This window comes from Nocardiopsis sp. CNT312, from assembly GCF_000515115.1.
Classification (GTDB): Bacteria; Actinomycetota; Actinomycetes; order Streptosporangiales; family Streptosporangiaceae; genus Nocardiopsis.
Genome location: NZ_AZXF01000023.1, coordinates 58,502 through 83,273, shown reverse-complemented (window position 1 = coordinate 83,273; position 24,772 = coordinate 58,502). Strand labels below are relative to the sequence as shown.

21 protein-coding genes, 1 other RNA gene and 2 pseudogenes are annotated in these 24,772 nt (G+C 69.9%); 11 read left to right on the top strand and 13 right to left on the bottom strand.

The genetic code is table 11. From position 1 onward, the window contains the following. Positions 1 to 407: 407 nt before the first annotated feature. From nagA to B042_RS26530, 4 genes are all read left to right on the top strand, one after another. Positions 408 to 1,553: an N-acetylglucosamine-6-phosphate deacetylase gene (nagA, locus tag B042_RS0111890; protein ID WP_028648476.1), complete on the top strand. Its 1,146-nt coding sequence runs from the start codon at positions 408 to 410 to the stop codon at positions 1,551 to 1,553. Positions 1,554 to 1,640: 87 nt separating this feature from the next. Further along, the gene (locus B042_RS0111885; RefSeq protein ID WP_028648475.1) at positions 1,641 to 1,949 is read left to right on the top strand and encodes a hypothetical protein; all 309 of its coding nucleotides are present in this window, start codon (positions 1,641 to 1,643) and stop codon (positions 1,947 to 1,949) included. Beyond that, positions 1,946 to 2,839 carry an alpha/beta hydrolase domain-containing protein gene (locus B042_RS26535; protein WP_231493947.1) on the top strand — a complete coding sequence of 298 codons (894 nt, stop codon included), beginning with the start codon at positions 1,946 to 1,948 and terminating at the stop codon, positions 2,837 to 2,839. Before B042_RS0111885 ends, B042_RS26535 begins: the two co-directional genes overlap by 4 nt. Beyond that, positions 2,821 to 2,940: an alpha/beta hydrolase domain-containing protein gene (locus B042_RS26530; protein ID WP_231493946.1), complete on the top strand. Its 120-nt coding sequence runs from the start codon at positions 2,821 to 2,823 to the stop codon at positions 2,938 to 2,940. Before B042_RS26535 ends, B042_RS26530 begins: the two co-directional genes overlap by 19 nt. Positions 2,941 to 3,030: 90 nt before the next feature. Here B042_RS26530 and B042_RS26525 read toward each other — a convergent pair. The 11 genes and pseudogenes from B042_RS26525 to B042_RS0111820 form a co-directional block, all read right to left on the bottom strand. Then, positions 3,031 to 3,348, bottom strand: a pseudogene (locus B042_RS26525) (hypothetical protein); the annotation flags it as partial. Between the two features lie 443 nt (positions 3,349 to 3,791). Then, positions 3,792 to 4,162: a transfer-messenger RNA gene (ssrA, locus tag B042_RS24975) on the bottom strand. A gap of 336 nt (positions 4,163 to 4,498) precedes the next feature. Then, positions 4,499 to 6,556 carry a penicillin-binding transpeptidase domain-containing protein gene (locus B042_RS22975; RefSeq protein ID WP_051415648.1) on the bottom strand — a complete coding sequence of 686 codons (2,058 nt, stop codon included), beginning with the start codon at positions 6,554 to 6,556 and terminating at the stop codon, positions 4,499 to 4,501. 23 nt (positions 6,557 to 6,579) lie between these two features. Then, a complete protein-coding gene (gene smpB, locus B042_RS0111855; RefSeq protein WP_028648473.1) occupies positions 6,580 to 7,044 on the bottom strand; it encodes an SsrA-binding protein SmpB in 465 nt (154 codons plus the stop codon). A 76-nt stretch (positions 7,045 to 7,120) separates the two neighbouring features. After that, positions 7,121 to 8,032 carry a permease-like cell division protein FtsX gene (gene ftsX, locus B042_RS0111850; protein WP_028648472.1) on the bottom strand — a complete coding sequence of 304 codons (912 nt, stop codon included), beginning with the start codon at positions 8,030 to 8,032 and terminating at the stop codon, positions 7,121 to 7,123. Positions 8,033 to 8,116: 84 nt separating this feature from the next. Then, positions 8,117 to 8,806, bottom strand: coding sequence for a cell division ATP-binding protein FtsE (ftsE, locus tag B042_RS0111845; RefSeq protein ID WP_028648471.1), 690 nt, complete (start codon positions 8,804 to 8,806; stop codon positions 8,117 to 8,119). Positions 8,807 to 9,114: 308 nt separating this feature from the next. Next, the gene (gene prfB, locus B042_RS0111840; RefSeq protein WP_369797698.1) at positions 9,115 to 10,224 is read right to left on the bottom strand and encodes a peptide chain release factor 2; all 1,110 of its coding nucleotides are present in this window, start codon (positions 10,222 to 10,224) and stop codon (positions 9,115 to 9,117) included. 112 nt (positions 10,225 to 10,336) lie between these two features. Further along, a complete protein-coding gene (locus tag B042_RS0111835) occupies positions 10,337 to 15,202 on the bottom strand; it encodes an NAD-glutamate dehydrogenase (RefSeq protein WP_028648469.1) in 4,866 nt (1,621 codons plus the stop codon). Between the two features lie 341 nt (positions 15,203 to 15,543). Beyond that, positions 15,544 to 16,251, bottom strand: coding sequence for an HAD family hydrolase (locus B042_RS0111830; protein ID WP_197024276.1), 708 nt, complete (start codon positions 16,249 to 16,251; stop codon positions 15,544 to 15,546). A gap of 135 nt (positions 16,252 to 16,386) precedes the next feature. Beyond that, positions 16,387 to 16,624, bottom strand: a pseudogene (locus B042_RS22970) (DUF397 domain-containing protein). Positions 16,625 to 16,806: 182 nt separating this feature from the next. Next, positions 16,807 to 17,907, bottom strand: a complete 1,101-nt coding sequence (locus B042_RS0111820) for a methyltransferase domain-containing protein (protein WP_028648467.1) — start codon at positions 17,905 to 17,907, stop codon at positions 16,807 to 16,809. A gap of 268 nt (positions 17,908 to 18,175) precedes the next feature. Between B042_RS0111820 and B042_RS0111815 the strand changes: the two genes are divergently transcribed. Further along, entirely contained in the window at positions 18,176 to 18,967 is a 792-nt protein-coding gene (locus B042_RS0111815; RefSeq protein ID WP_028648466.1) for a GntR family transcriptional regulator, read from the top strand. 1 nt (position 18,968) lies between these two features. Then, positions 18,969 to 19,490 (top strand): GNAT family N-acetyltransferase, encoded by a 522-nt coding sequence (locus B042_RS0111810; protein WP_028648465.1) that lies wholly within the window; start codon positions 18,969 to 18,971, stop codon positions 19,488 to 19,490. Between the two features lie 349 nt (positions 19,491 to 19,839). On the opposite strand, the gene B042_RS0111805 is transcribed toward B042_RS0111810, so the two are convergent. Beyond that, positions 19,840 to 20,613 (bottom strand): SDR family NAD(P)-dependent oxidoreductase, encoded by a 774-nt coding sequence (locus tag B042_RS0111805; protein ID WP_028648464.1) that lies wholly within the window; start codon positions 20,611 to 20,613, stop codon positions 19,840 to 19,842. A 53-nt stretch (positions 20,614 to 20,666) separates the two neighbouring features. On the opposite strand from B042_RS0111805, the gene B042_RS0111800 reads away from it, so the two are divergent. After that, positions 20,667 to 21,014: a helix-turn-helix transcriptional regulator gene (locus tag B042_RS0111800; protein ID WP_028648463.1), complete on the top strand. Its 348-nt coding sequence runs from the start codon at positions 20,667 to 20,669 to the stop codon at positions 21,012 to 21,014. 288 nt (positions 21,015 to 21,302) lie between these two features. On the opposite strand, the gene B042_RS0111795 is transcribed toward B042_RS0111800, so the two are convergent. Further along, entirely contained in the window at positions 21,303 to 21,566 is a 264-nt protein-coding gene (locus B042_RS0111795) for a LuxR C-terminal-related transcriptional regulator (protein ID WP_028648462.1), read from the bottom strand. Between the two features lie 425 nt (positions 21,567 to 21,991). Between B042_RS0111795 and B042_RS0111790 the strand changes: the two genes are divergently transcribed. Genes B042_RS0111790 through B042_RS0111775 form a run of 4 tightly spaced genes read left to right on the top strand, consistent with a single transcriptional unit; the run spans position 21,992 to position 24,771 of the window. After that, positions 21,992 to 22,459, top strand: a complete 468-nt coding sequence (locus B042_RS0111790; RefSeq protein ID WP_028648461.1) for a hotdog fold thioesterase — start codon at positions 21,992 to 21,994, stop codon at positions 22,457 to 22,459. After that, positions 22,456 to 23,466, top strand: a complete 1,011-nt coding sequence (locus tag B042_RS0111785) for an AvrD family protein (RefSeq protein WP_036554762.1) — start codon at positions 22,456 to 22,458, stop codon at positions 23,464 to 23,466. Before B042_RS0111790 ends, B042_RS0111785 begins: the two co-directional genes overlap by 4 nt. 16 nt (positions 23,467 to 23,482) lie before the next feature. Then, on the top strand, positions 23,483 to 24,484 hold the full coding sequence (locus tag B042_RS0111780) for a beta-ketoacyl-ACP synthase III (protein WP_028648459.1): 1,002 nt from the start codon (positions 23,483 to 23,485) through the stop codon (positions 24,482 to 24,484). A gap of 50 nt (positions 24,485 to 24,534) precedes the next feature. Next, the gene (locus B042_RS0111775) at positions 24,535 to 24,771 is read left to right on the top strand and encodes an acyl carrier protein (RefSeq protein ID WP_028648458.1); all 237 of its coding nucleotides are present in this window, start codon (positions 24,535 to 24,537) and stop codon (positions 24,769 to 24,771) included. Position 24,772: the final 1 nt, after the last annotated feature.

Sequence of the window (24,772 nt, the reverse complement as noted above, 5' to 3'; positions counted from 1 at the left end):
GTACTCCCGAAGCCGTGGAGTCCGGCCCGAAAGCCCGAGAGATATCGGAAGGGAGTGCGCGTCCGGTGTCTGCGAGGGCACGGGCAGAGCCGTGCCGCGGGGCGGGGCCCCGCTATGCGCTAGCTACGACAGAGCGCGCTCGCCTGCTGTCGCAGATCGACATGCAGGCGCTGGACAAGCAGCTCACCGGCGGACATGCCTCCATGATGGGGCTCGGCTGCCACTATCGTCAATGCATGCGCGCGGCCTCTCCCGGCCTGCGGCCCCCGCCCATACCACGGATACACCGTTCCACAGGGCAAGATGTCCCAGCTCCAGAGGGAATCCCGGATTGTACCGAGGGCCCCCGCACCGCGGATGTAATGTGCGACACACCACTGACCGAGAGTTCCGGAGAGAGCCCGAACATGGCCCACACCCCCGTCACCCTCGCCAATGCCCGGTTCGTCCTACCGAACGAAGTCCACGACGGCTGGCTCCTGGTCGAGGACGGCCGTATCGCCGCGCTCGGCACCGGGAACCCCCCTCCCGGGCCCGTCCACGACCTCAACGGCGCATGGGTCGCTCCGGGCCTGGTCGACACCCACGTGCACGGCGGCATAGGGCACGCCTTCACCGAGGCCGACCCCGAGGCGGCGGGCAGGATCGCCGCGTTCAACCGCTCCCAGGGGGTGACCTCGATGGTGGGCGGCCTGGTCGCCGCCACCCCGGAGGACACGCTCCGCCAGGTCTCGGCGCTCGCCGAACTGTGCGAGTCGGGCGAGCTGGCGGGGATCTATCTGGAGGGCCCCTTCATCGCCCGGTCCAAGTGCGGGGCACACGATCCGGACCTGCTGCGCGAGCCCGACACCGACGAGTTCGACCGCTGGCTCACGGCCGGCCGGGGACACGTGCGCATGATCACGGTGGCGCCCGAACTGCCGGGAGCGCTGGACCTCATCCACGCCGCGGCCTCCTCGGGCGTGGTGGTCGCCGTGGGCCATACCGAGTCCTGCTACGAGCAGACCCTGGCGGCCTTCGACGCGGGAGCCACCGTGGCCACGCACCTGTACAACGCGATGCGTCCGATGAACCACCGCGACCCCGGCCCCGTCGCGGCGGCGCTGCACGACGAGCGGGTCACCGTGGAGCTCATCGCCGACAACGTGCACGTCCACCCGGGGGCGGGGCGGCTCGTGTTCTCCGCCGCCGGGGCCGGGCGGGTGTCACTGGTGACCGACGCGATGTCGGCGACCGGCCTCGGCGACGGCCAGTACACGCTCGGGAACCTGCGGGTGCGCGTCCAGGGGGGCGAGGCGAGGCTGGTGGAGAACGGCGCGATCGCCTCCAGCACCATCGTGCTCCCCCAGGCGGTACGCAACGCGGTGACCGACCACGGCGCGACGCTGCCCGACGCGGTGCGCTCGGCTTCCTGCGTGCCCGCGCGCTCGCTCGGGATCGACGCGGGGCGGATCGAGGCGGGCGCCCCCGCCGACCTGCTGGTCTTCGCCGACGACCTCTCCGTGGGCCGGGCCATGCACCGCGGCGAGTGGCTGGCCGACGGCGTGTCGTAGTCGCGGTGCGCATTCGGGGGTTTTCCGCTGGGCCACAATGGCGGTCGGGCATTGAGGACACCCGTGCTCGACACGAAAGGATCACCCATGGCCGAGTCGGGACAGGCACAGGACCACACGTCGGCCCGCGTGCCCTCCGAAGAGCGCGCGCACCTGGAGAAACTCGCCGACGAGCTGTCGCGCTACGACGTGACGGCGGACGTGGCGGACGAGCCCTCACCCCGGCTGCGGGTCGCCAACCCGCGGTCGGTCCACGCCGTCGAGGACGTGCTCTGCGAGCGCCGCGAGCAGGGACACGCCTTCATCGCCTCGTTCGGCGTCTACCTGGGCGGCAGCGCGAGCCCGGGGGTGGCCGCGCACAAGGTCGCCTGGCTGGTGGGGGCCACCGAGGCGTGAGGCGGGCGGGGCCGCGGCGCGGCCCCGCACCGGCCCCTCCCGGACGTATCCGTGGGTTCCTCGGTGTTTCCACGCGTCCGCTTCCACACGTGAGGACCAGGGGGCGTGACTCCTGGCCTCGCACGTTCACCGAACGCAGCGTTCTGAGCGCAACGCCAGGCTACTCAGAGGTAACATTCGGATGCGCTCACGAGCCCCCTGCGTCTCGGCGTCACCACTACGAGCCTCGTCCTCGTATCCGGCCTGCTGGGCGCGCTGCCCGCCCAAGCCGACCCGACCGGCCCCGCCGCCACGGTCTCCGGGCCCGTCCCGGCCACCAAGGACTCCTACCCCTCCATGTCCGCCGACGGACCTCCGCTGCCCCCGCTCGAAACGGGCGAGGCGTCGAGGTCGACCTCGACGCCTACGACTACGTCGAGGAGGAGTTCCTCCTGGAAGGGACGGCGCAGCACTACGGCACCGACACCGGCGAGGTCGTCGGATCCTCCCCCTGCACCACCCGCATGGTGGTCCGCCGCCCGGCGGACGCCGCCGACTCCAGCGGTGCCGCCTTCCTGGAGTGGAACAACGTCAGCTTCGGTCAGGACATCGAGACCGACTGGTTCCTGTCCCACGACTACTTCATGCGCGAGGGCCACGTCTGGGTGGGCCTGTCCGCGCAGCGCGTGGACGTGGACGCCCTGCGCGAGTGGGACTCCGAGCGCTACGGCGGCCTGACCGTCGGCGGCGCCGACCTGGAGGACGCCCCCGCGTTCGACATCCACTCCCAGACCGCCCGCGCCCTGCGCGCCCCCGAGGGCACCGACCCGCTGCCCGGTTTCGACGTGGACACGGTCATCGTCGGGGAGAACCCCGGCACCGAGCCCCAGCAGTGCGAGCGCCCCCGCTGAGCCGGATCCCGTTCCACCACGTGCTCAACGCCGCCTACGACCACCTGGTGGACCGGACCCGCGACGGTTCCGCTCCCCCGGTGGCGCCGCGCCTGGAGTAGGACGGTGCCTTCACCCTGAGCCGCGACGACCAGGGCAACGCGCTCGGCGGCATCCGCCTGGCCGACCAGGGAAGCCAGGATCGCCGCGTTCCACCCCGTCCCGGCGCCGATCTCCAGCACCCGTATGCCCGGACCGATCCCGGCGCCCCGATCATGTCCGCCATGAGCTGGAGGGCGGACGAGGAGGAGGGCTTGTTGAGCGGTCCCGCTCCCCCGTCGTTGGCCTGGGTGATGACTGCGTCGTCGGTGTAGACGTAGTCCGCCCACCGGTCCGGATTCTGCTTGCGGATGAGCGGAAGCCCCTGGGGGCCGGGCCAGACCAGGTTCGGGATGAACCGGTGCGCGGATGGTCGGCGAACGCCGCCCGGACGGTGTCAGTGGCGTCCAGCCCGGCCACCAGGTCGGCATGCATGCGGCCGAGGTCCATGCCCTATGCCTGCCCCGGTCCGTCGCAGACACCGCAGTCGACGAGTTGCCTGCCCTTCCAGGGACCTTTGCCGTCCGAATCGATCCAGGCCTTTTCCGCTCCCGTTGCACACCGGGCAGTCAGCGGCACGAGGAGCAGACGGCCGGGCGAAAAAGGGAAGAGTTGCGGAGCGAGGGGCCACGGGGGCGTCCTTCCCTGAGGGGTTCGGCCGGTGGCTATTGCAAGAACCGCACTTCCACCAGTTTATAACCGAACGTGCAGGAGCAGACACGAGAACGAGAACAACCGGAAGGCACCAGGCCCGCGGGGAAGGTCGCCCAGCGATCGACCACACGGGCCTGCACGGGGGCTCGGGGGTCGCCCCCGGTAAACACAAAGGACGACCCGGCAAGCGCGGTCACGCGCGAGCAGGGTCGTCCTGAGTTCGTGGAGGTGGCGGGAATCGAACCCGCGTCCTTCAGCACCGAGCCAGGGCTTCTCCGGGTGCAGTCCGCGCTGTCGTTCTACTCGGCCCCAGCGCTTACACGGACACATCGCTGACAGGCCCAGCCACGTATGTGTCCCGCTCGGCCCCGTGGCCTGGTCCGAGCGGTGAGTCATCTAGCTGATGCCGGGTCCTGAGCCGATGACGAGCCCAGGTCGACAGAGTCGCTATCGCTTAGGCAGCGAGAGCGAACTCAGTGCGCTTAGAATTGGCACTTGAATTTATGCGAATGCAGGATTAACGAGGTCACAGACGCAACCCTCGACCCGCTTCCCCTGGAACGACTACCGAAGTCGAAACCGATCACCCCCTGTGCAGTTGTCACGGCCTTCCCCGAAGGGAGGGCCGACACGCGAGCGGCGAAGCCCGCTGGCCGCCACTCTACAGCTTCAACGGGGCGGGCACCAAGCCTATTCCCGCCGCCGGTACAGGGCTCCTGACATGGAGATCCCCCGTGGGCGCGGACTCAAGACAGGTCTGACGCGGCCCACGGGGGCGGTCGACAGGGTCAGTCGACCTTGAACATCCGGCAGACCCTCCCCCGAGACGAGGTCCTGCCCACTCGTGCCTTCCCGCTTCCCCCTGTCGCGGTACCGGCCTCACCAGGGAAGACGCCGGGCACCCCTTCCAGGGTTGCCCGGCGTGGACTATTGCGCCGGAATCCCCTGTTCGGTAAGGGCCGGGGCGGGCGCCTCCGCTCCGACCCCCTCCGTGACGGGGTCCTCCGCGCCCGCGACGGGGGTCTCCGGACTGGTGGGCGACGCGGGGTCGCCCGCGCCCGCGGCCTGGTCCAACGGGTCCTCGGAAATCCCCTCCTCGGTCCCGCCCGCGGCCATCGCGCCCAGGAAGGCCGCCGCCGCGTTGAACGCGTACTGCCCCGTCAGGGTCCGCGCGGGGTCGACCTCGGCCAGGACCGCGAAGGCCACGCCGCCCTGGTAGCCCACGAACCAGTGCAGCGACGTCTCGCCCTGCTCGGCGCGGGCGGCCTGGCCGTACACCTGTTCCTCACCGTACTGGGGGCCGTTGAGCGAGGACATGCGGCCGGCGACCGCGTCGCCCATCCCCTGCCGGACCACCTCCAGGGCACCCGGGTCCAGGGCACCGCCGTCCGCGGTCTCCGGCTCCTGGCCGCTGACCAGGGTCGGCGCGTGCCACGTGCCGTCGGCGACCGCCGCGGCGGCCAGCGCCATGCCCAGCGGGCTGACCAGGACCCCGTGCTCGCCGTTCATGGCCAGGGCGACCTCGGCCTCGCCGCCGCCGATGGCCACCTCACCGGCGTTGGCCGACAGCGGAAGCTGCCACCCGGTTCCCAGGCCCAAGTCGGCGGCGGCCGAGGTGAGCGCTGCCGGTCCCACCTGCGCACCCAGGTCGGCGAACCCGACGGCGCAGTTGACAGCGAGGGCGGCACTCAGGCTGGAGTCGCCGAACCCGGTCTGCCCGTGCGGGTTGGTGAAGTGCTCCCCGCCGATCTCGGTCTCGAAGCCGCAGGGCACCTCGGTGTCGGCCCCCACCGCGCCCGACTGGAGGGCGGCCAGCGCGGAGACGATCGTGAAGGCGCCCCCCGGCTTGTAGGAGCCGGTCAGGCCGCCGTTGTCGGTGGTGTCGCCCGAGGCCGCGGCCGAGGCCAGGAGTTCGCCGCTGGAGACGTCCACGGCCACCACGTAGCCGTTTCCGGGCATGCCCGCCGCTGCCTCCTCGGCGGCGCTCTGGACCCCCGCGTCCAGGGTGGTGGTGATCTCGCCGCTGAGGTCGCCCTGCCAGGACTCCAGGACCCCGATGACCTCACCGTCCTCGTCGAGCGAGACCACCTGGGTGGTGGCGGACCCGGCGAGCTCGTTCTGGTAGATGTTCTGCAATCCGCTCAGGCCGACGGTGTCGCCCGCCTGGTAGGTGCCCGGGACACGGGAGGAGACCCGGTGCTCCGCGGTCCCGGCGACCTCGCCGAGGACGGCCGGGGCCACCGCCGGCGTCAGGTTGACCTCCACGGCCTGGGTGTCCACGCCGGAGATCCGCCCGACCTGTTCGAGCAGCGCGGTGTCGACGTTGCGGCCGCGCATGAGCACCAGCGGCTGGAACTGCTCGGGCGGTGCGGAGCGCACGCGGTCCAGCAGCGGCCCCGGCTCCTCGCCGAGGAGTTCGGCCAGCTCGGTGACGCCCGCTTCGGGGTCGTCCATCCGCCCGGGGTAGACCCCGAAGGCGGTGACGCTCTCGCTGGTCACCAGCGGTACGCCGTCGCGGTCGAGGATCTGGCCGCGCGCCTGGATCTCGTAGCTGACCGCCAACCGCTCGCCTTCCCCGAGGTCGGGGTGGATGACCGACGGCGACCACGCGATCCGCCAGCCGTCGGGGCCCCACTCCAGGGGCATGGCGCCGGTGTACTCCCAGGTGGGGTCACCGATACCGAGGTCGGCGGTGGCGCTGAACTCGGCGGTGGCGCTGTCGCCGTCGCGAGAGATCGGCCCGAGGCCGAAGCGCAGACCGGCCAGGTCGAGTTGGTCGTGCACGTCGGAGAGGGCCGCCTCGACCTCAGCTGGCTCTCCGGTGGTGTAGGCGGCGGCCCGCGCGTGGTCCCCGTCCTGCCAGGCCAGCAGGAAGGACCGGACTGCCACCTCCGGACTGGGGTGGGGCGTGCATGCGGCGAGGGTGACGGCCATCGTCAGGGCGCTGCCGGCGGCCGCGAGGCGGCCCAGGGGACGGGGGGACACCGTGTGTGTTCCTTTCGGCGCACTCACCGCCGCCGGCGAAGCGCGCGTTCCATCTCCCGCTTGGCCTCACGTTCGGCGATGTCGTGGCGTTTGTCGTACTCACGCTTACCGCGAGCCAGAGCGAGCTCGACCTTGGCCCGACCGTCGCTGAAGTACAGCGACAGAGGGATCAGGGTGCGGCCGGGCTCATTGGTCTTACCGATGAGCCGGGAGATCTGCTCGCGGTGCAGGAGTAGCTTACGGGATCTGCGAGCTGCATGGTTTGTCCAGGTTCCCTGCGAATACTCCGGGATGTGGACACCCTCCAGCCACACCTCGCCGTCCTGGACGTGGGCGAAACCGTCGACGAGCGAGGCCCGGCCCTGCCGGAGGGACTTCACCTCGGTCCCGGTCAGGACCAGACCGGCCTCGTAGGTCTCGTCGATGTGGTAGTCGTGCCGGGCACGCCGGTTCCGCGCGATGGGCTTCTGCCCGGTTTCCCGTGCCACTGTGGAATCCCTTTCAACGGTCGGCGGCGGACCCGCTCTCCGCGGCCGCCGCGGGTCGGCGGGCAGCCCCGCCGGATCAGATCTTCAGGTAGCGGCGCAGCGTGAGGAACGAGGTGACGGTACACAGCAGCACGCCGAGGATGATCGACACGCCGATGACGTACAGCAGCGATCCGGTCCCCAGGCCGACGTCGAACTGGAACCAGGCCTCGATCTGGGTGAGCAGCGTGTAGCGGGTGGCCACGATGAAGCCGGCGGCGATCAGACCACCGATGAGGCCCGAGACCGCGCCCTCCAGAAGGAACGGCAGTTGGATGTAGAAGTTGGACGCACCGACCAGCCGCATGATGCCCGTCTCACGGCGGCGGCTGTAGGCGGACAGGCGGATGGTGTTGCCGATCAGCAGCGCCGCAGCGGCGAGCTGCACGAGCGCGACCACCAGCGCCGCCCACTTGAGGCCGTCGAGCAGGTCGTAGAACTTGTCCAGCACGCTCTGGTCGCTGGAGACCGAGTCCACTCCGGGGCTGCCCGTGACCGCGTTGCGCACGGTGTCGTAGTGGGAGGGGTCGGTGAGCTGCACCCGGAAGTTGTCCGGGATGTCACCCTCCTGCGCCGCCTCCGCCAGCGCCTCGTTGGAGGAGCCGATCCGCTCCTGGAAGTCCTGCCAGGCCTCGGCCGCGGTCAAGTAGGTGTAGCCCTCCACCTGCGGCATGTCGTCGAGGTCGGCCCGCAGGGCCTCGCGGTCCGCGTCGGTCGCCGGGCCGTTGTCCTGGCAGGTCTGCGCGGGAGAGATCTCGTTGCACATGTAGATGGTCAACGTGATCCGCTGGTCCCAGTAGCTGCGCATCTCGGAGACCTGCTGGTTGACCAGCAGACCGCCACCGAAGAGGGCCAGGGAGATGGCCACCGTCGTGATGACCGCGATGGTCATCGTCAGGTTTCGGCGCAGGCCGATCCAGGTCTCGGAGAGAACGAATTGTGCTCGCATGATCTGTTAAAGGTCCATCCTTGGGAGCTTCGCCGCGCCGGTCTTCGCAGCGACGATCGGCGGCCGGCACCGAGCGCGGGAAGGTCAGTACGCCTGGCCGTAGACGCCGCGCGTCTGGTCGCGAACCACGAGGCCCTCTTCCAGTTCGATCACGCGCTTGCGCATCGAGTCGACGATGGCGGCGTCGTGCGTCGCCATGACGACGGTGGTTCCCGTGCGGTTGATTCGGTCCAGCACCTTCATGATGCCGATGGAGGTCGCCGGGTCGATGTTTCCCGTCGGCTCGTCTGCCAGCAGGATCTGCGGGCGGTTGACGAAGGCGCGAGCGATGGCGACACGCTGCTGCTCACCGCCGGAGAGCTCGTTGGGCATGCGCCCGGCCTTGCCCTCCAGGCCGACGAGTTCGATGACCTCGGGCACGACCTTGCGGATGAACCGCCGGGGCTTGCCGATGACCTCCAGGGCGAAGGCCACGTTCTCGAACACGTTCTTGTTGGGCAGCAGGCGGAAGTCCTGGAAGACACAGCCGATACGCCGCCGCAGGTGGGGCACCTTCCAGTTGGACAGGCGCGCCAGGTCCTTGCCGGCGACGTGGACGCGTCCCTTGTCGGGCTTCTCCTCCTTGAGCACCAGCCGCAGGAAGGTGGACTTGCCGGAGCCGGACGGGCCGACGAGGAAGACGAACTCGCCCTTGTCTACGTCGATGGAAACACCGTCGAGCGCGGGGCGTTTCTGGGTCGTGTAGACCTTGGTGACGTTGTCGAAGTGGATCACAGGCGCATCACAAGGTTCTCGAAGGTATGGGCAACCGCGTCGAAGCGTGACTCCCCCGCGGGATCGTACCGGCCACACGGCCAACGACAGTGTAGAGGCGTAAGCGGCCCGGATTGTCCCGATCGTGCCACACTCGCCCGGCCATGGGACGGTCGTGCGACGGACCCGAGCATATCGGAGACATCAACCGATGATAACGTTCATGTATATCCGTTTCATCCCGGTCCGTCGGCCACGATCATCACCATTGGGATACGGCTCACCATACGGGAACCGGAGCCTCAGCGGTACCAAGCAGACGTCGACCGCTACCGCCCGTCGTTCCTCTCCCGGCTGCGCATCCAGCGGATCTCCGCGTCGATGAACTCGTCGATGTCGCCGTCCAGCACACCCGAGGTGTTGCCGGTCTCCACACCGGTGCGCACGTCCTTCACGTTCTGGTACGGATGCAGGACGTAGTTGCGCATCTGGGTCCCCCAGCTGCTCACCGAGTCGCCGCGGATCTCGTCCAGGGCCGCCTGCTCCTCCGCCTGCTTGCGTGCCAGTAGCTTGGCCTGGAGCATCGACATCGCGGTGGCCTTGTTCTGCAACTGCGAGCGCTCGTTCTGGCAGGACACGACGATGCCGGAGGGCATGTGGGTGATGCGCACCGCCGAGTCGGTGGTGTTCACGCCCTGGCCGCCGGGCCCACTGGAGCGGTACACGTCCACGCGCAGCTCGGACTCGTCGATCTCGATGTGGTCGCTCTGCTCCACGACCGGGACCACGTCCACGCCCGCGAACGACGTCTGGCGCCGGTTCTGGTTGTCGAACGGCGAGATGCGCACCAGGCGGTGCGTGCCGTGCTCACCGCGCATGGTGCCGTAGGCGAACTGCGCCTTGACCGCGAAGGACGTGGACTTGATGCCCGCCTCCTCCGCGTAGGAGGTCTCGTAGATCTCGGTGGGGTACCCGTGCCGCTCGGCCCAGCGCAGGTACATGCGCTGGAGCATCTGCGCCCAGTCGGCGGCGTCGACCCCCCCTGCCTGGGAGTTGATCGTCACCAGGGCCTCGCGCTCGTCGTGCGGACCGTTGAGCAGGGTCCGCACCTCCAGCTCGCCGATCTCCTTGCGCAACTGCTCCAGCTCGCGGTCGGCCTCCGCGCGGGTGTCGGCGTCCTCCTCGGCCGCGGCGAGCTCGTAGAGCACGCCGAGGTCGTCGAGGCGCTGTTCCACCCCTTCGAGTTTGGTGACGATGGACTCCAGGCTGGAGAGCTGCCGGGTCACCTTCTGCGCGTTGGCCTGGTCCGACCACAGCTCGGGATCGGCGGACTGCTCGCGCAGCTCCGCGATCTCCGTGCGCATAGCGTCCATGTCCAGGACTGAGGTGACGCTCGCGAGGGTCGCCGCGAGCTCCTTGATCTTCTCTGCTGGGTCCATTTCTGCCACGCGCCCAGTCTAGGGTCTGTCGGCCGGGATGATCACCGAGGAGGACCGGCGGCCGGGGACGGCCCGGCCACCGGTGCGGGGCCGGACCGTCCCCGGGCCTTCCTCAGTCGACCAGCGAGCGGACGGACTCCAGCGCCACCGACAGCGTGGTGAGGTCGAAGCGCTCGCTCTCCTGGATCTCCGAGAGGGTGATCCCGGCCAGCTCCACCCGCTCCCGGTTCTCCTCCTCCCAGACCCGGAACTGCTCCTCGGCGGAGTCGGCCCGGCCCGACTCCAGCACGCGCGCGGTGAGGTCGGCGTGGGCGGCGTAGAGGCCGTCGCGCAGCGAGGAGCGCGCCATCGTGCCCCAGCGGTCGTCGCGCGGCAGGTCGATGATCCGCTCGCGCCACCAACTGATGTTGATCCGGTCGGCGAGCTCGAAGTACATCTCGGCGACCTCCTCCACCGGCCGGCCTGTGCGGTGCGCGATCTCCACCAGGTCCAGGGTGGAGTAGGCGGGCACCATCACGGCCACCCGCTCAGCGAGCCCCTCCGGTGCCCCCATCGACACGTACCGGTCCCGCCGCTGGAGGAACGCCTCCCGGTCGCGCCCCTTGACCAGGTCGGCCAGGCGCGGCAGGATCTCGCCCACCCCGTCGGCGAAGTAGCCGATCTCACCGGCGATGTCGAAGGGGAAGGTGCGGTTGCGCAGCAGCCAGCGCGCGGAGCGCTCAGCGAGCTTGCGGATCTCCAGAAGCAGCGACAGTTGGTTGCGCACCGAGATCCGGTGGTCCAGCTCCTCCACCTCGTCCCAGTACCCGGGCAGGCGCAGCACCTCTTGGACCACCAGGAAGGCGCGGGCGATGTCGGCCGGCCCCGACCCCAGCTCCTCGTTGAGCCGGAACGCGAAGGTCACCCCGGAGCGGTTGACCATCTGGTTGACGACCTGGTTGACGATGATCTCCCGGCGCAGCGGGTGCGAGGCCACGCCCTCGGCGAAGCGGTCGGAGCGCAGCGGTGTGGGGAAGTAGCCGGTCAGCGTGTCAGCCAGGTAGGGGTCGTCGGGCAGGTCCGAGGCCTCCACCTCGTCCTTGAGGTCGATCTTGGTGTAGGACAGCAGCGTCGAGAACTCCGGCCCGGTCAGGCCCTGGCGCGCGGCGCGCCGCTCGGCGAGCGCCTTGTCCGAGGGCAGGTCCTCCAGCTTGCGCTTGAGGACCTTCCTGCGCTCCAGGTGGCGCATGTACCGGCCGTGGACGTGCAGCATGTCCGAGGCCTGCTTGCGCGCCGCCGAGAGCACCGTGTTCTGCGCGTAGTTGGTGTCCAGGACGAGCGAGGCGACCTCATCGGTCATGTCGATGAACAGCCTGTCGCGCTCCTCACGGGAGAGCCGTCCGGCCTGGACCTCGCGATCCAGCATGATCTTGATGTTCACCTCGTGGTCGGAGGTGTCCACGCCGGCGGAGTTGTCGATGGAGTCGGTGTTGATCCGCCCGCCGCCGCGCGCGTACTCGATCCGCGCGGGCTGGGTGAGGCCCAGGTTGCCGCCCTCGCCCACGACCTTGGCACGCACCTGGTCGGCGTCCACACGAACCTGGTCGTTGGCCTTGTCGCCGACGTCGGCGTGCGTCTCGGTGCTCGCCTTGACGTAGGTGCCGATGCCGCCGTTCCACAGCAGGTCGACCGGGGCGGTGAGGATGTGCTGGACGAGCTGGGCGGGGGTGAGCGAGGTGACCTCGTCACCGATACCCAGCACGGCCCTGACCTGCGGGCTGATCGGCACCGACTTGAGCGAGCGCGAGTACACGCCGCCGCCCTCGGAGATGAGCCCGGGGTCGTAGTCGGACCAGGTGCTGCGCGGCATCCGGAACAGGCGCTCGCGCTCGTCCCAGGAGGCCTGCGGGTCGGGGTCGGGGTCCAGGAAGACGTCGCGGTGGTCGAAGGCGGCCACCAGCCTGATCTGCTTGGACAGCAGCATTCCGTTGCCGAAAACGTCACCGGACATGTCGCCGATCCCCACGACGGTGAACGGCTCCTCCTGCACGTTCACGCCCATCTCGCGGAAGTGGTAGGTCACCGACTCCCAGGCGCCGCGCGCGGTGATGCCCATGGCCTTGTGGTCGTAGCCCACCGAACCGCCGGAGGCGAAGGCGTCGCCGAGCCAGAAACCGCGCTTGTGGGAGATCTCGTTGGCGATGTCGGAGAAGGTCGCCGTGCCCTTGTCGGCGGCCACCACCAGGTAGTAGTCGTCGGCGTCGTGGCGAACCGTGCGGTCGGGGTGGACGACACGGCCGTCGACCAGGTTGTCGGTGATGTCGAGCAGGCCGCCCACGAACTGCTCGTAGCAGGCGACGACCTCGGCGCCCACCTGTTCGCGGGTGCCGTCCTTGGGCAGGCGCTTGCAGACGAACCCGCCCTTGGCGCCGCTGGGCACGATCACCGAGTTCTTCACCATCTGTGCCTTGACCAGGCCGAGGATCTCGGTACGGAAGTCCTCGAAGCGGTCCGACCAGCGCAGGCCGCCGCGGGCCACCGACCCGAAGCGCAGGTGCACGCCCTCCACGCGCGGCGAGTACACGTAGATCTCGAACCGCGGCCGCGGCTGGGGCAGGTCCGGGATGGCGCTCGGGTCGAGCTTGAGCACCAGGTAGGGGTGGCCCTGGTAGTGGTTGGTGCGCAGGGTGGCGGTGATGGCCGCCGTGAACGAGCGCAGGATGCGGTCGTGGTCCAGGCTGGCGACCGACTCCAGCTCGGCCTCGATCTTGCCGACCAGTGCGTCGGCCTGCTCGTCGCGGCCCTCATCGGCGCGGTCGGGGTCGAAGCGCGTCTCGAAGAGCTCGACGAGCAGTCCCGCGATGGAGACGTTGGAGCAGAGCACGTCGGCCAGGAAGTCGGGGGTGAACGTGGCCCCGGCTTGGCGCAGGTACTTGGCGTAGGCGCGCAGGACGCTGAGCTGGCGCCAGTCGAGTCCGGCCCGTACCACGAGGGCGTTGAAGGGGTCGGACTCGCCGAGGTCGCGCCAGGAGGCGTCGAAGGCGTCCTCGAACAGCTCCGTGAGCCGTTCGGCGGGCAGGTCGGAGGCGGGGATCGGGCCGAGGCCGAAATCGTAGATCCACACGCGGCCGACGTCCTTGACGGTGATGTCGTAGGGCCACTCGTCGACGACCTCGACGCCCAGGTGCTCCAGGACGGGCAGCATCCGGCTCAGCGACACGGGGTCGCCGATCCGGTAGAGGCGGAACCGCCAGCCGTCGGCGTCCTCGCCGCGCCGGTAGAGCTCGGCGCAGAACTCGCCCCGGCGCTCGTCGGGCCCGGTCCGGCCGATCAGCCGCTCCAAGGCCGCGATGTCGCCAGCGGCGATCTCCGGGGGGTTGTCGACCCGGTAGGCCTCGTTCATGCCCGCGGCGTAGCGGTCCTTGAACTCGGTGGCCCTGGTGGCGCCGAAGCGCTCGGTGAGGGCGGCGTCGAAGTCGGTGTCCCAGGAGCGGGCTGCCTCGCGGACCCTCTCCTCCAGGGCGACCTGGTCGATGTCGGCGAGGGTCTGTCCGTGCCGAGCGCGCGCAACCAAGTACAGCCGTGCCAGCGGCGCGGAGCCGATCATCACGTTGTGGTCCATGGAGGCGCCCTGGAACGCCTCAGCGAGGACGTTCTGGATGTCCAGGCGCACACGGGTGCTGTACTGGTCGCGCGGCATGTACACGAAGCAGGACATGTACCGGCCGCCGTAGGTGTCGCGGCGCATGAACAGCTTGGTGCCGCGCCGGTCGCGCAGGCGCAGGACGCCGCGGACGATGCTGTACAGCTCGCCGGCCGGGATCTGGAGGAGTTCCTCGCGGGGGAAGGTCTCCAGCAGTTCGACGAGGTCCTTGCCGTCGTAGCTGTCGGCCTCGAACCCGGCCAGGGACAGCACCTCGGCCTGCTTGCGGCGCAGGAGCGGGATCTGGGAGATGCTTGTGCTGTCGGCGCGGGGCGTGTACAGGCCCAGGAAGCGCCGCTCGCCGATGATCCGGCCCTGGGCGTCGAACTTCTTGACGCCGATGTAGTCGAGGTACTTGGGCCGGTACACCGTGGCGCGGGAGTTGGCCTTGGTGAGGACCAGGATGAAGGGTTCGCGGGCCTTGGCGCGGATCTCCGGCGGCAGGACGGCGAAGCTGGTGGAGGCCGAGGAGTCCATGCGCAGCAGGCCCAGGCCGGTCCCTGGTTCGGGCCGCAGCGCCTCGTCACCGTTGTCGTCGGTGACCAGGGCGTACTCTCGGTAGCCCATGAAGGTGAAGTGCCGTCCGGCGATCCAGCGCAGGAAGTCGACGCTCTCGCCCATCTCACGGGGGTCGACGCCGCCCAACGCGAGGCGGTCGGGCTGGGAGGCCAGTTCGTCGGCGACCCGGATGGCGCGGTCGGCCATCTTCGCGGAGTCCTCGTCGACGTAGCGGACGTCGTCCAGGACGCTCTCGACCCGGTCGGTGATCTCCTTGATCCGCTCGGGGTCGAGCTGGCGGTCGATCTCGATGTGCATCCACGACTCGTCGACGGGCAGCAGGCCGGCGCCGCCGATCTCGGGGTCGATCTCGCGCAGGTCGCCCTCCAGGCCGCGCCCGACGGTGAGCTGGGGGTGGATGATCAGCTTGGCGCCCGCACCGAGCTCGTCGAGGGCCATGGTGACGGAGGAGACGAGGAAGGGGGCGTTGTCGGTGACCACTTCGAGGACGCTGGCCTGGAGCTCCCAGCCGTCCTGTTCGAGGGTCGGGCTGTAGACGCGGACCTTGGCGCGGCCGGTGGGCCGCTGGTCGGCGAAGGCGCGGTGGGCCGCGGCGGCTCCGCAGATCTGGTCCGGGGTGCGCTCGACGAGTTCGTCGAGGTCCGCGTGCCGGTAGTACAGGGGGAGGAAGCGGCGGATGGCGTCGGCGTCCTCGGGGCCGGCCTGTGGTCCTGGAGACCACTTGGCGGCCGCGTCGCCGAGCAGGTCCTGGAGGATGACGTCGGTTTGCCCGTTCATATGGCTCTCACTCCTTTGTGAGCAACGTCGCGGATGCGATCGGGGGATGTCTCGACCGTGCGGACTGTGAACTTGTGTGAACTTCCGTGAACGCGTCTGGGCGTGCGGAAGCGATGGCGGACATGGGTCTGTGCGCACAGACTGTGTGTCGGCGGAGCGACCGGAACACCGTTGTCCCGGCCCCACCAAGGCACCAGGCTACTGGTTTCGACGGGGGAGAACAGGACCAACACCGTTACACACCGATGACGTCTGTACGACACGATTCGTTGTCTTTTTGGGATGTACTACGTGTCTCACCGCTTTCGCCCGAAAAATGGGCACAAACCGACCGCACCCGGCTAGACCGCCGTGACCTGGTGGATCGCCCTGGTCACGGCGCGGGCGTCGGTGAGGTCCTTGAGCACCTCGGTGACCCCGGCCTCGCGCAGGCGACCCTCGGTAGCCGACCCGGTGAGCACACCCACGGGGACCGCGCCGCCGATGACCGCGGCCCGCACGTCGGCAAACGCGTTGGTGATGAAGACGGTCTCGCGCTCGGTGTAGGCCCGAGCGCCCTCCCCCGCCGCGTGCAGGCGGATGGACTGGATGAGGCTCGACTTGGGGTAGTTGACCGAGCCGAAGCCGCCCACGGACAGGTCCAGGTAGGGGTCCAGGCCGAAGGCGCGCAGTTTGGCGGTGGCGGTGGTACGGGTGCTGCCGCTGACCACGGTCTGCACGGTGTCGGGCATGGCCGCCACGGCCGCCAGGGCGGCCTGGGCTCCGTCCATGGCGCGGCCCTTGTCCCGCAGCTCGTCCTCGCGCCGGACGAAGGCCCCCTCCAGTTCGGTGAGGAAGCGCTCCAGCGTGGCCGCGTCGGGTTCGGCGTCGGTGTCGTTGCGCGCGCAGAACTCGAAGAACATCTCCGAGTCGGTGCGGCCCTCGAAGGAGGTGAGGTAGACCAGGGGCTCTCCGGTGACCTTCTCGAAGGCCTCGGCGTAGGCGGCCCGCATCACCCGGCCCGCGTCGAGGAGTGTGTAGTCGACGTTCCACAGCACCAAACGGCTCATGACGGACTCCCCCGGTCGACGGTGCGGACGCGACCATTGTGCCGTACGGGTGTTCCGGAGCGGGCGGCGGCGGCCGGAACCGGACCGCGGTTCCGGCCGGACCGGTGGTCGATCACGGGGTCAGTCGCCCCGGTGTCAGTCGCCCGCGGCCGCCCGTGTGAAGGCGGCCCACTCCGGCGGCCCCGACGGGCAGGAAGCCCGGTCCGGGGTTCTTGGAGTCGCGCAGGGCCGCGCCCGTGGGCAGGTCCGCGACCTCGACGCAGTTGTCTCCACTCGTGGAGTAGGAAGATTGACGGAACGTGAGGATGGGAGCGGCCTCCACACAGTTCTCCCCACTCGTGGAGTAGGAGGACTTACGCAACTCCAGCAGCATGGTCAGGCTCGCTTATCGTGCTCGGCGGCGACGACGCGGGGGCCGGCCTGCCCGGGGCGCGGTGCCCATCGACGCCAGACGGGTGAGCTACGGGATCTCCTGAACCCCCGTCCGTGTCGTTGGGCGGCGCCACTGCTCCCCTGCCCGTGGCGCCGCCCGTCCGCACGGCCGGATGCTCCGTTCTACACCGGGTGCTCCCACGCGCCGAAGGGCGCGCGCACCCGGCACACGGGGCCGTCCGCGTCAACTTCGAGGGTGAACGCGCCCAGGCCCGGACAGCCGTGCTCCCCCAGCAGTTCGTAGGCTCCGCGCAGCCGGTCCGCCAACGGCGTGGGGCCACCCCAGTGGACCGCCCCGTCCGGCCACAGGTAGGCCCACGAGGAATCAGCCGTGCCCATGTACACGATGCGGCCCTGACCGCCGCCGAACGGACGGCCGCCCACACCGATCCGCACCCCCGGCAGCATGAGCATGACCCTGGTGAGCAGGTCGTCCTCGACCAGGTCGTCCGGGGTGAACGGCACGACCCGGGTCGAGGCGGAGTCGCACCCCATCCCGGGAAATCCGCCGAGGGGAACGCGCTGGGTCCGGTCGCGCATGAAGAACGCCTCACACGTCAGCGGACCGGCCGCGCTCCTCGGACCGGTACGGCGCAGCACGGCGACGGGGCTGGCGTGCGAGTCCGAGCGCGGACCCCAGGGGACCACGATCGGCGCGTCCTCGCCCGCACGTTCGATCCACGCGGCGGGGACCCGGCTCACGGAGCATGTGGCGATGATCGCGTCGTAGGAACCCGTCCCGGGTGCCTCTGTGCCGTGCACGACCTCCACACGGCTTCCCGAGAGCCGTTTGCGGGCGTGTGCGGCCACGTCGGCGTCGATCTCCAATGACGTGACACTCCCGGTCGGACCGACCAGGGAGTCCAGGACGCGCGCGTTCCAGCCGGTTCCGGTACCGATCTCCAGAACGCGCATTCCGGGGCCGATCCGTGCCGCCTCGATCATGTCCGCCATCAACTGGGGGGCGGACGACGACGAACTGGGGGTGTTGACCAGGCCGTTCCCTCCGTCGTTGGCCTGTGTGACCACCGAATCGCCGTCGTAGACGTAGGCGGCCCACCGTTCGGGGTCAGCCGTTCGGACCAGCGGCAGCCCCTGGGGGGTGGGCCACACCAGGTCCGGGATGAACAGGTGGCGGGGGTGGTCGGCGAAGGCCGCCCGGATCGCGTCCGTGGTGTCCAGACGGCTCACGAGATCGGCGTGCCTACCGCCGAGGTCTGTCATCGACGCACCTTCCCGAGGCCACCACACTCCTGGCAGGTGTGGATCTCCTTGTCCTTTCCCCAACCCTTCTTCCGCCCGTCCGAGGCGGTCACGAAGCTTCCGGTACCACCACACGCCGCGCAGTCGACCTCATCAGCCATGAGAGCCCCTTCTATGACTCACCATCCACGGCTGGTCACCGTCCGCCACCGCGGTGACCCACCCCAGAGAACATCACTGGCTTAAGCCAGTCAAGACCCTGGCTCAAGCCAGTTCGTAGACTGGGGCCATGGATGAGGACACCGACAGATCCCGCCTGCCCAGTCGACGTATCGCTGACGATCTGCGCGCGGCGATCGTCTCCGGAGAGCTGGGGGAAGGCGAGAGGCTGGCCTCGGAGAGGGAACTGGCCAGGCGGTACGGCACCGCGCGGAACACAGCGCGGGAAGCCGTCCGGATTCTCGCTGAGGAGGGGCTCGTCGACCCCCGGCACGGGCGAGGCGTCTTCGTCCGCAGGAGGCGGCACCTACTGAGATTCGGCGGGGAGCGGTACTCCCGGCGGCTGCGCCAGGAGACCGGGCTGTCTCCGTACCGCGCCGAACTCGCGAAGCAGGGCCTCACCGCCCGGGTGGACTGCGCATCCATCGAACGGGTCGCCCCGCCGAGCGACGTCGCCGAAAGGCTGGGGCTCCTCACGGAAGGCTCGACGGTGGTACGCCGGGAGAACTGGTACTACTCCGGCGACGACACGGGGGAGGATCCGGTGCAGGTCGGCATCACCTACATCCCCTGGGAAATCGCTTCCGGTGGGGTCCTGGCGACCTCCGCCCGCTTGGGGAACGGAAGCCTGTACGCACGTTTCGAGGAACTGGGCCATCGCATCAGCCGGAGCCGGGAGGAGATCACCGCTCGGATGCCGACCCCCCGCGAAGCGAAAGGTCTGCGCGTCCCCGGCGGCGTCCCGGTCATCGACATCCTGCACACGGGAATCGATCAGGAGGGGCACCCCTTCGAGGTGACACGTTTCGTGATGCGTGCCGACCTCGGGGGACTCGACTACGACATGCCGGTGGAGGACTGACATGCCCCGAGAGGCACGGATACGCCCGCGCACCGACGCCGACCTGCCCGCACTCGCGTCCGCGCTGGTGGAGGTACACGCCAGGGACGGCTATCCCGTGGAGGGTGTGGCCGACCCGCGTGCCTGGCTGGACTTCCCAGGACTCCGGCACTCCTGGGTCGCCGAAGTGGGAGGCTGCGCGGTCGGCCAGATCGGCCTCAGCGGCCCCGGCGGCGAGGACGCCGCCCGTATGTGGGCCGCGTACACCGGCGGCGACCCCTCACGGGTCGCGGTGCTGGCCCGCTTGTACGTCCTCCCCGAAGAACGCGGGGCGGGCCTGGGTGAACGGCTGACCCGGACGGCCATGGACCACGCCCGCGACCACGGCCTCTCCCTCGTCCTGGACGTGATGGCCAAGGACCGGGCCGCGATCCGCCTGTACGAGCGCCTGGACTGGACACGGCTCGGCGAAGCGGCACACCACGTCGAGGGGGCCGCGTCCGTACCCGCGTACCGCTACGCCTGGCCGCCCTCGACGAAGTAGCACACCCCCTGGACCGGATGGACGCCTGCGCCGCCGACAGCGGCGTCTGGCTGCGGGGGCTCGGCGGCGACGACGCGGGGGCCGGCCTGCCCGGGGCACGGTGCCCATCGACGCCAGACGGGTGAGCCACGGGATCCGCTGACCCCGTATCCGTGTCGTTGGGCGGCGCCACTGCTCCCCTGCCCGTGGCGCCGCCCGTCCGCACGGCCCCCGGTTCACCGGGACCGCGTCCGTACCCGCGTACCACTACTCCCGGTAGCGCGGAGCTCTGGCAAGGTCGGGGTTCGCCCCGGGGCGAACCCCGACCCGAAAGACCGTCGTGGGGCGAACCCCGACGCCGGTCCCGGGTTCAGGTGAGTTCGAGGCCGCCGTCGATGGTGAGGACCTGCCCGGTGAGCCAGGTGGTGTCCGGGTCGGCGAGCCGCAGCACCCACTGGGCGACCTCGTCGGGCTCACCGCGGCGGCCCAGCGGGACCCGCGCGGCCTCGGCCTCCTTGACCCGGGCGACGTCGGCCTCGGGGAGCCCGGCCGCCGACAGGGCCTCGCTCTCGGTGGGCCCCGGTGCCAGGGCGTTGACCCGCACGCCCTCGGGGGCCAGCTCCAGCGCCCAACTGCGCGTCAACTGCTCGACGGCGGCCTTGGAGGCGGCGTAGTGGGCGGCTCCGGGCAGCGGCCGGTGGCCGTAGGTGCTGGAGACGTTGACGATCGTCCCGCTCGACTCGCGCAGGTGCGACAGGGCCGCGGCGGCCAGGAGGCTGGGGGCGGTGACGTTGAGCGCGAACAGCGCGGTGACGCGGTCGGCACCGGTCTCGGCCAGCGGCATCATCACGGTGGCACCGGCGTTGTTGACGAGGACGTCGATACGTCCCCACCGCTCCGCCGCGGCTTCGACCACCCCGGCGGGGGCGTCGGGGTCGCGCAGGTCGGCGGGGTGGACGGCGATGCCGGGGTGCTGGTCGGCGGTGGCCTGAAGCGCCTCCCTGCGGCGGCCGACCCCCAGGACGCGGGCTCCGGCGCGCGCCAGGGCGATCGCGGCGGCGCGGCCGATACCCGATCCGGCGCCGGTGACGATGGCGGCCCGCCCGTGGAGGCCCGTGTGCTGGTGGTGCTCTGGCTCGGTCAACCCAACTCCTTTGTTCGTTGTTCGTCGAACATCGAACAAGCTAGCATGGGTCCATGAGAAACGCACACCATCCGGCGACCGAGGAACTGTCGCTACCCGACGTGATGGCGGCGCTGAGCGACCCGCTGCGGATCGGGCTCGTGCGGCTGCTCGCCGACGGCACCGAGCGCGGGTGGGGCGAACTGCGGGCACCGGTGGCCAAGTCCACGCTCAGCCACCACCTGCGGGTGCTGCGCGACGCGGGGGTGACCCGCACCCGCCAGGAGGGCACCCGCTGTTTCGTCACGCTGCGCCGCCAGGACCTGGACGAACGCTTCCCCGGGCTGGTCGGGGCTCTGCTGGGGGCCGCGGACGCCGAGGGCGTGGGCGGCGACATCCACCTCGCACCCGCCCCTCACTGACGGCACACCGCCCCACCGGCTCCGAGCGAGCGCGCCGGGGGATCTCCCGGCCCCGCGTCCCGCTCCCCCGGGGGCACCGCTCCCCCGTCCCGCCGCCCGTCCGCACGGCGAAGCACCGGCCTTCCCGGACACGCCACGCCCTTCCCGACGCCCGAGCACGCGAAGCAGTGATCGACAGCCCGGTTTCCGGCGGGTTTCACGGAAGGCGGGCCCTCGCCGGCGGGGAAACCGTGGAGCGGGTCAGGGCTGCCACGGAGCGGAGCCGGTCCGTGTCCCGGCCCTGGACGGCTAGGGTCTGGCCGATCCCACGAGCACCTTGTCGGCGCCTTCGCGGTAGGCGACCAGGTCGAGGCTGGACACGGCGATGCCCAGCGCGTAGCGGTTGTTGACGGAGAGCAGGGCCATGATCCTGGCGATCCTGCGGCGTACCGTCCGCACACTCATGAGCGCGCGACGGGCGATCTGCTCGTCGCTGGTGCACTCGGCCAGAAGGACAAGAAGGTCGCGGTCCTCTTGGGTGAGCAGGTGCGCTCCACCCATCGAGCTGTTCACGATATCCCCCTGCGAAGAATTTCGCCGCTTCGTTAACTGAAAAATAAAATTAAGTTACGCACGGAGATCGGCCGTCCCTTCCAACACAACCGCACTTCCCAAACCAATGTTTGTGACCTGCGCCACTTTCTCGCCGTGGCGAAAAGCAGCACGTCTGACCACACAGAGGATCGGACAAAGCATGTCTACACGAAGCTCCCGGAAGACACAAGGCGGTCTTGGGGGCGATGAAAATTTGGCAGCATTGTGCCAAGCGCAACCGCTTCCTTGACACTCGACCAGAGCGCTTGCTGTACTGAGATCCAAGCATTCGGGGAATTACTGGGACCCAGGATATGCATCGCAAATAGGGGCGAAGCGAATAACTCCTCACCAAGATCCTTTTCCTCACCCATGCCCTCGCGGGCCAAGAATGGGGATGTGAAGTGACGCAAGCAACACTGGAATCCTTCCTTCCTGAACACGGGGCCGAGCCGGAGCAACTGGTCCACCGCATGGGGATCGACATCGCGGTCTGCCGACCCGGACGGGTCGTCGGTTCGATGCCGATCCGGGGCAACCACCAACCCCTAGGCATCCTGCACGGCGGAGCCAACGCCGTCCTGGCGGAGACACTGGGCTCCCTCGCGGCCTTCCTGCACGCCGGCGAGGGCGGCAACGCCGTCGGCACCGAACTGTCGTGCACGCACCACCGGTGGGCCTCGTCCGGAACGGTGACCGGAATCTGCACCCCACTCCACGAGAGCGGTTCGACCGCCAGCTACGAGATCGTCATCACCGACCACACCGGACGCCGGACGTGCACCGCCCGACTCACCTGCGCGATCAGGCCCCGGCACCGGAGAAACGGGGAAAGAGCAGCCATGGCAAGCGCGAACGGGGCTGACCAGTGAATTCTGTATCGACCCCAACTTTCCTCTCCTCCGTGGACGACCAACTCGGCCCGAGCGAAAAGAGATTCTTCGGAAAAGGTTTCCGACGGGTCTCCTACGAACACACCGACATCCGAGTCACACGGACCACAGATGTCACCAACGATGTCCGAGTCGCCTCCAGACTGGCGGTTCGTTACCCGGACGACTGGTCGAAGAAAGGCGCGAAAGGGCAGCTGCCCCCGCACTTCAGCACGATCGACGGACTGGTGACGGCCGCTGAACTGAGCGAACTCTGCGTCGCCGGAGACGGACCGGCGGGTACGGAGCGGGCCTGGCTGCGCTCCGTCAGGATCTCGGCCGGAACCACACCGATGGAGGACCTGGGTGACCTCCGCGCACACGCCGTACGGCGCAGCCGCGAGCCCTCGCGGGACGACCCCTCCCTGTGGGTCTCCCTCGTGGACTGCACCGTCGGAACGATGCGGACCAGGTGCGAAGTGGTGCACCCGGAGACCGCCCCCGTACCGGGCGAACACATCCACGCCTCCCCCGACGCCCTCCTCGGCCCCGCCGAACGGCGGTACTTCGGTCAGGGGTTCCGGTCCCGGCGCCAGGAGATCCGCAATGTGTCCATCGACCCCGGCGGGCTGCGCGCCGAGGCCGACCTCGCCCTCACGGGCGACGGCCCGCACCCCTGGCCGACCAGCGGTCTCGAAGCGGCGCACCAGCCGTCGGTGACCATGGTCGACGCCTTCGTCACCGCGCTCCAACTGGCGCAGGTGATGCTCTACGACCTGGACGGGATACGGCGCTCGGACAGCGACACCCTGTGGATGCGCCGGACCGCCATGTCGGCCGCGCGCCCAGACCGCCCCACCGGACACGGGGTCCGTGTGGACACCGCCATCGAACACCCCCTGCTCCTGGAGACGGATGACGCCGTTTGGCGCACGGCGGACATCGTCGGCGACCTCGGCGGAGTGCACGTGGACTGCGCCGTCGCACACCGGCTGCGCACCGCCTGACAACGTAGGGAGAGCCATGGGACCCACAGCGGTCGTCACCGGCGTGGGCGGCGCCCTGCCGCCCCGAGTCGTCACCAACCATGAACTGGCACAACGCCTCGACACCTCCGACGAATGGATCCGTACCCGCACCGGTATCCGCCAGCGCCATGTCGTGGAGGCCGGAACCTCCACGGGGGACCTGGCCACCGAAGCCGGGTCCCGGGCCATGAAGCAGGCCGGCCTGGACTCGGTCGACCTGGTCGTGGTCGCGACCACCACACCCGACCGGCTCTGTCCCGCCACCGCGCCGACCGTGGCCAGCCGCATGGGGCTGGTCGGCGCCTCCGCCTTCGATGTCTCCGCGGTCTGCTCCGGGTTCGTCTACGCGCTCCAGACCGCGACGGCCGCCATCACCGCCGGCACGGCCGGGAGCGCCGTCGTGATCGGCGCGGAGTCCTTCAGTACCCTGCTCGACCCCGAGGACCGCTCGACGGTCGCCATCTTCGGTGACGGCGCGGGAGCGCTCGCCCTGCGCGCCGGAGACCGGTCCGAGGACGGCGCGGTCCTGGACTTCGACACCGGCAGCGACGGAAGCCTGCGCGACCTGATCACGGTCCCGGGCGGCGGCGCCGAGCAGCGCGCCTCCGGCCGGCCCCCCGCCCTCGGGGACACCTACTTCCGCATGGAGGGCCAGCCGGTGTTCAAGCACGCGGTCCAGCAGATGAGCGAGACCTCTCTCAAGGTCCTCGGCACCAGCGGATGGACGATCGAAGAGGTCGACTGGTTCGTCGGCCACCAGGCCAACATGCGCATCCTCCGGGCGGTGGCCGGACGGCTCGGCATCGACTCCGACCGGGCCGTATCCAACATCGAACGCGTCGGCAACACCGCCGCGGCCTCCATCCCGCTCGCCCTCGCCGACAGTGCCGCCGAAGGGCGGCTGGGACGCGGCGACCGCGTCCTGCTGGCCGCGTTCGGAGGCGGCGCCACCTGGGGAGCCGCCACCCTCACCTGGCCCGAACTGCCCTCTCTCTGAGACCTTCCCCACCACCGGCCCCGGCCACGCGCCGCGAAGGAGCGACACCCATGCCCATCACAGAGCTCATCTCCGAGATCCTGACGACGAAGTACCAGGTCCCGCCCGAGGAGATCTCCCCGGAGGCCAGGTTCGAAGAGCTCTACCTGGACTCCCTGGCCCTCATGGAGGTCGCCCTCCTGCTGGAGAAGCAGTTGGGGGTCAGCATCGCCGAGGGCGTCATCACCCCTGAGCTGAGCATCGGAGAGACCGCCTCCGCCCTGCTCTCGCTGCGGGCCGGGAGCTGAG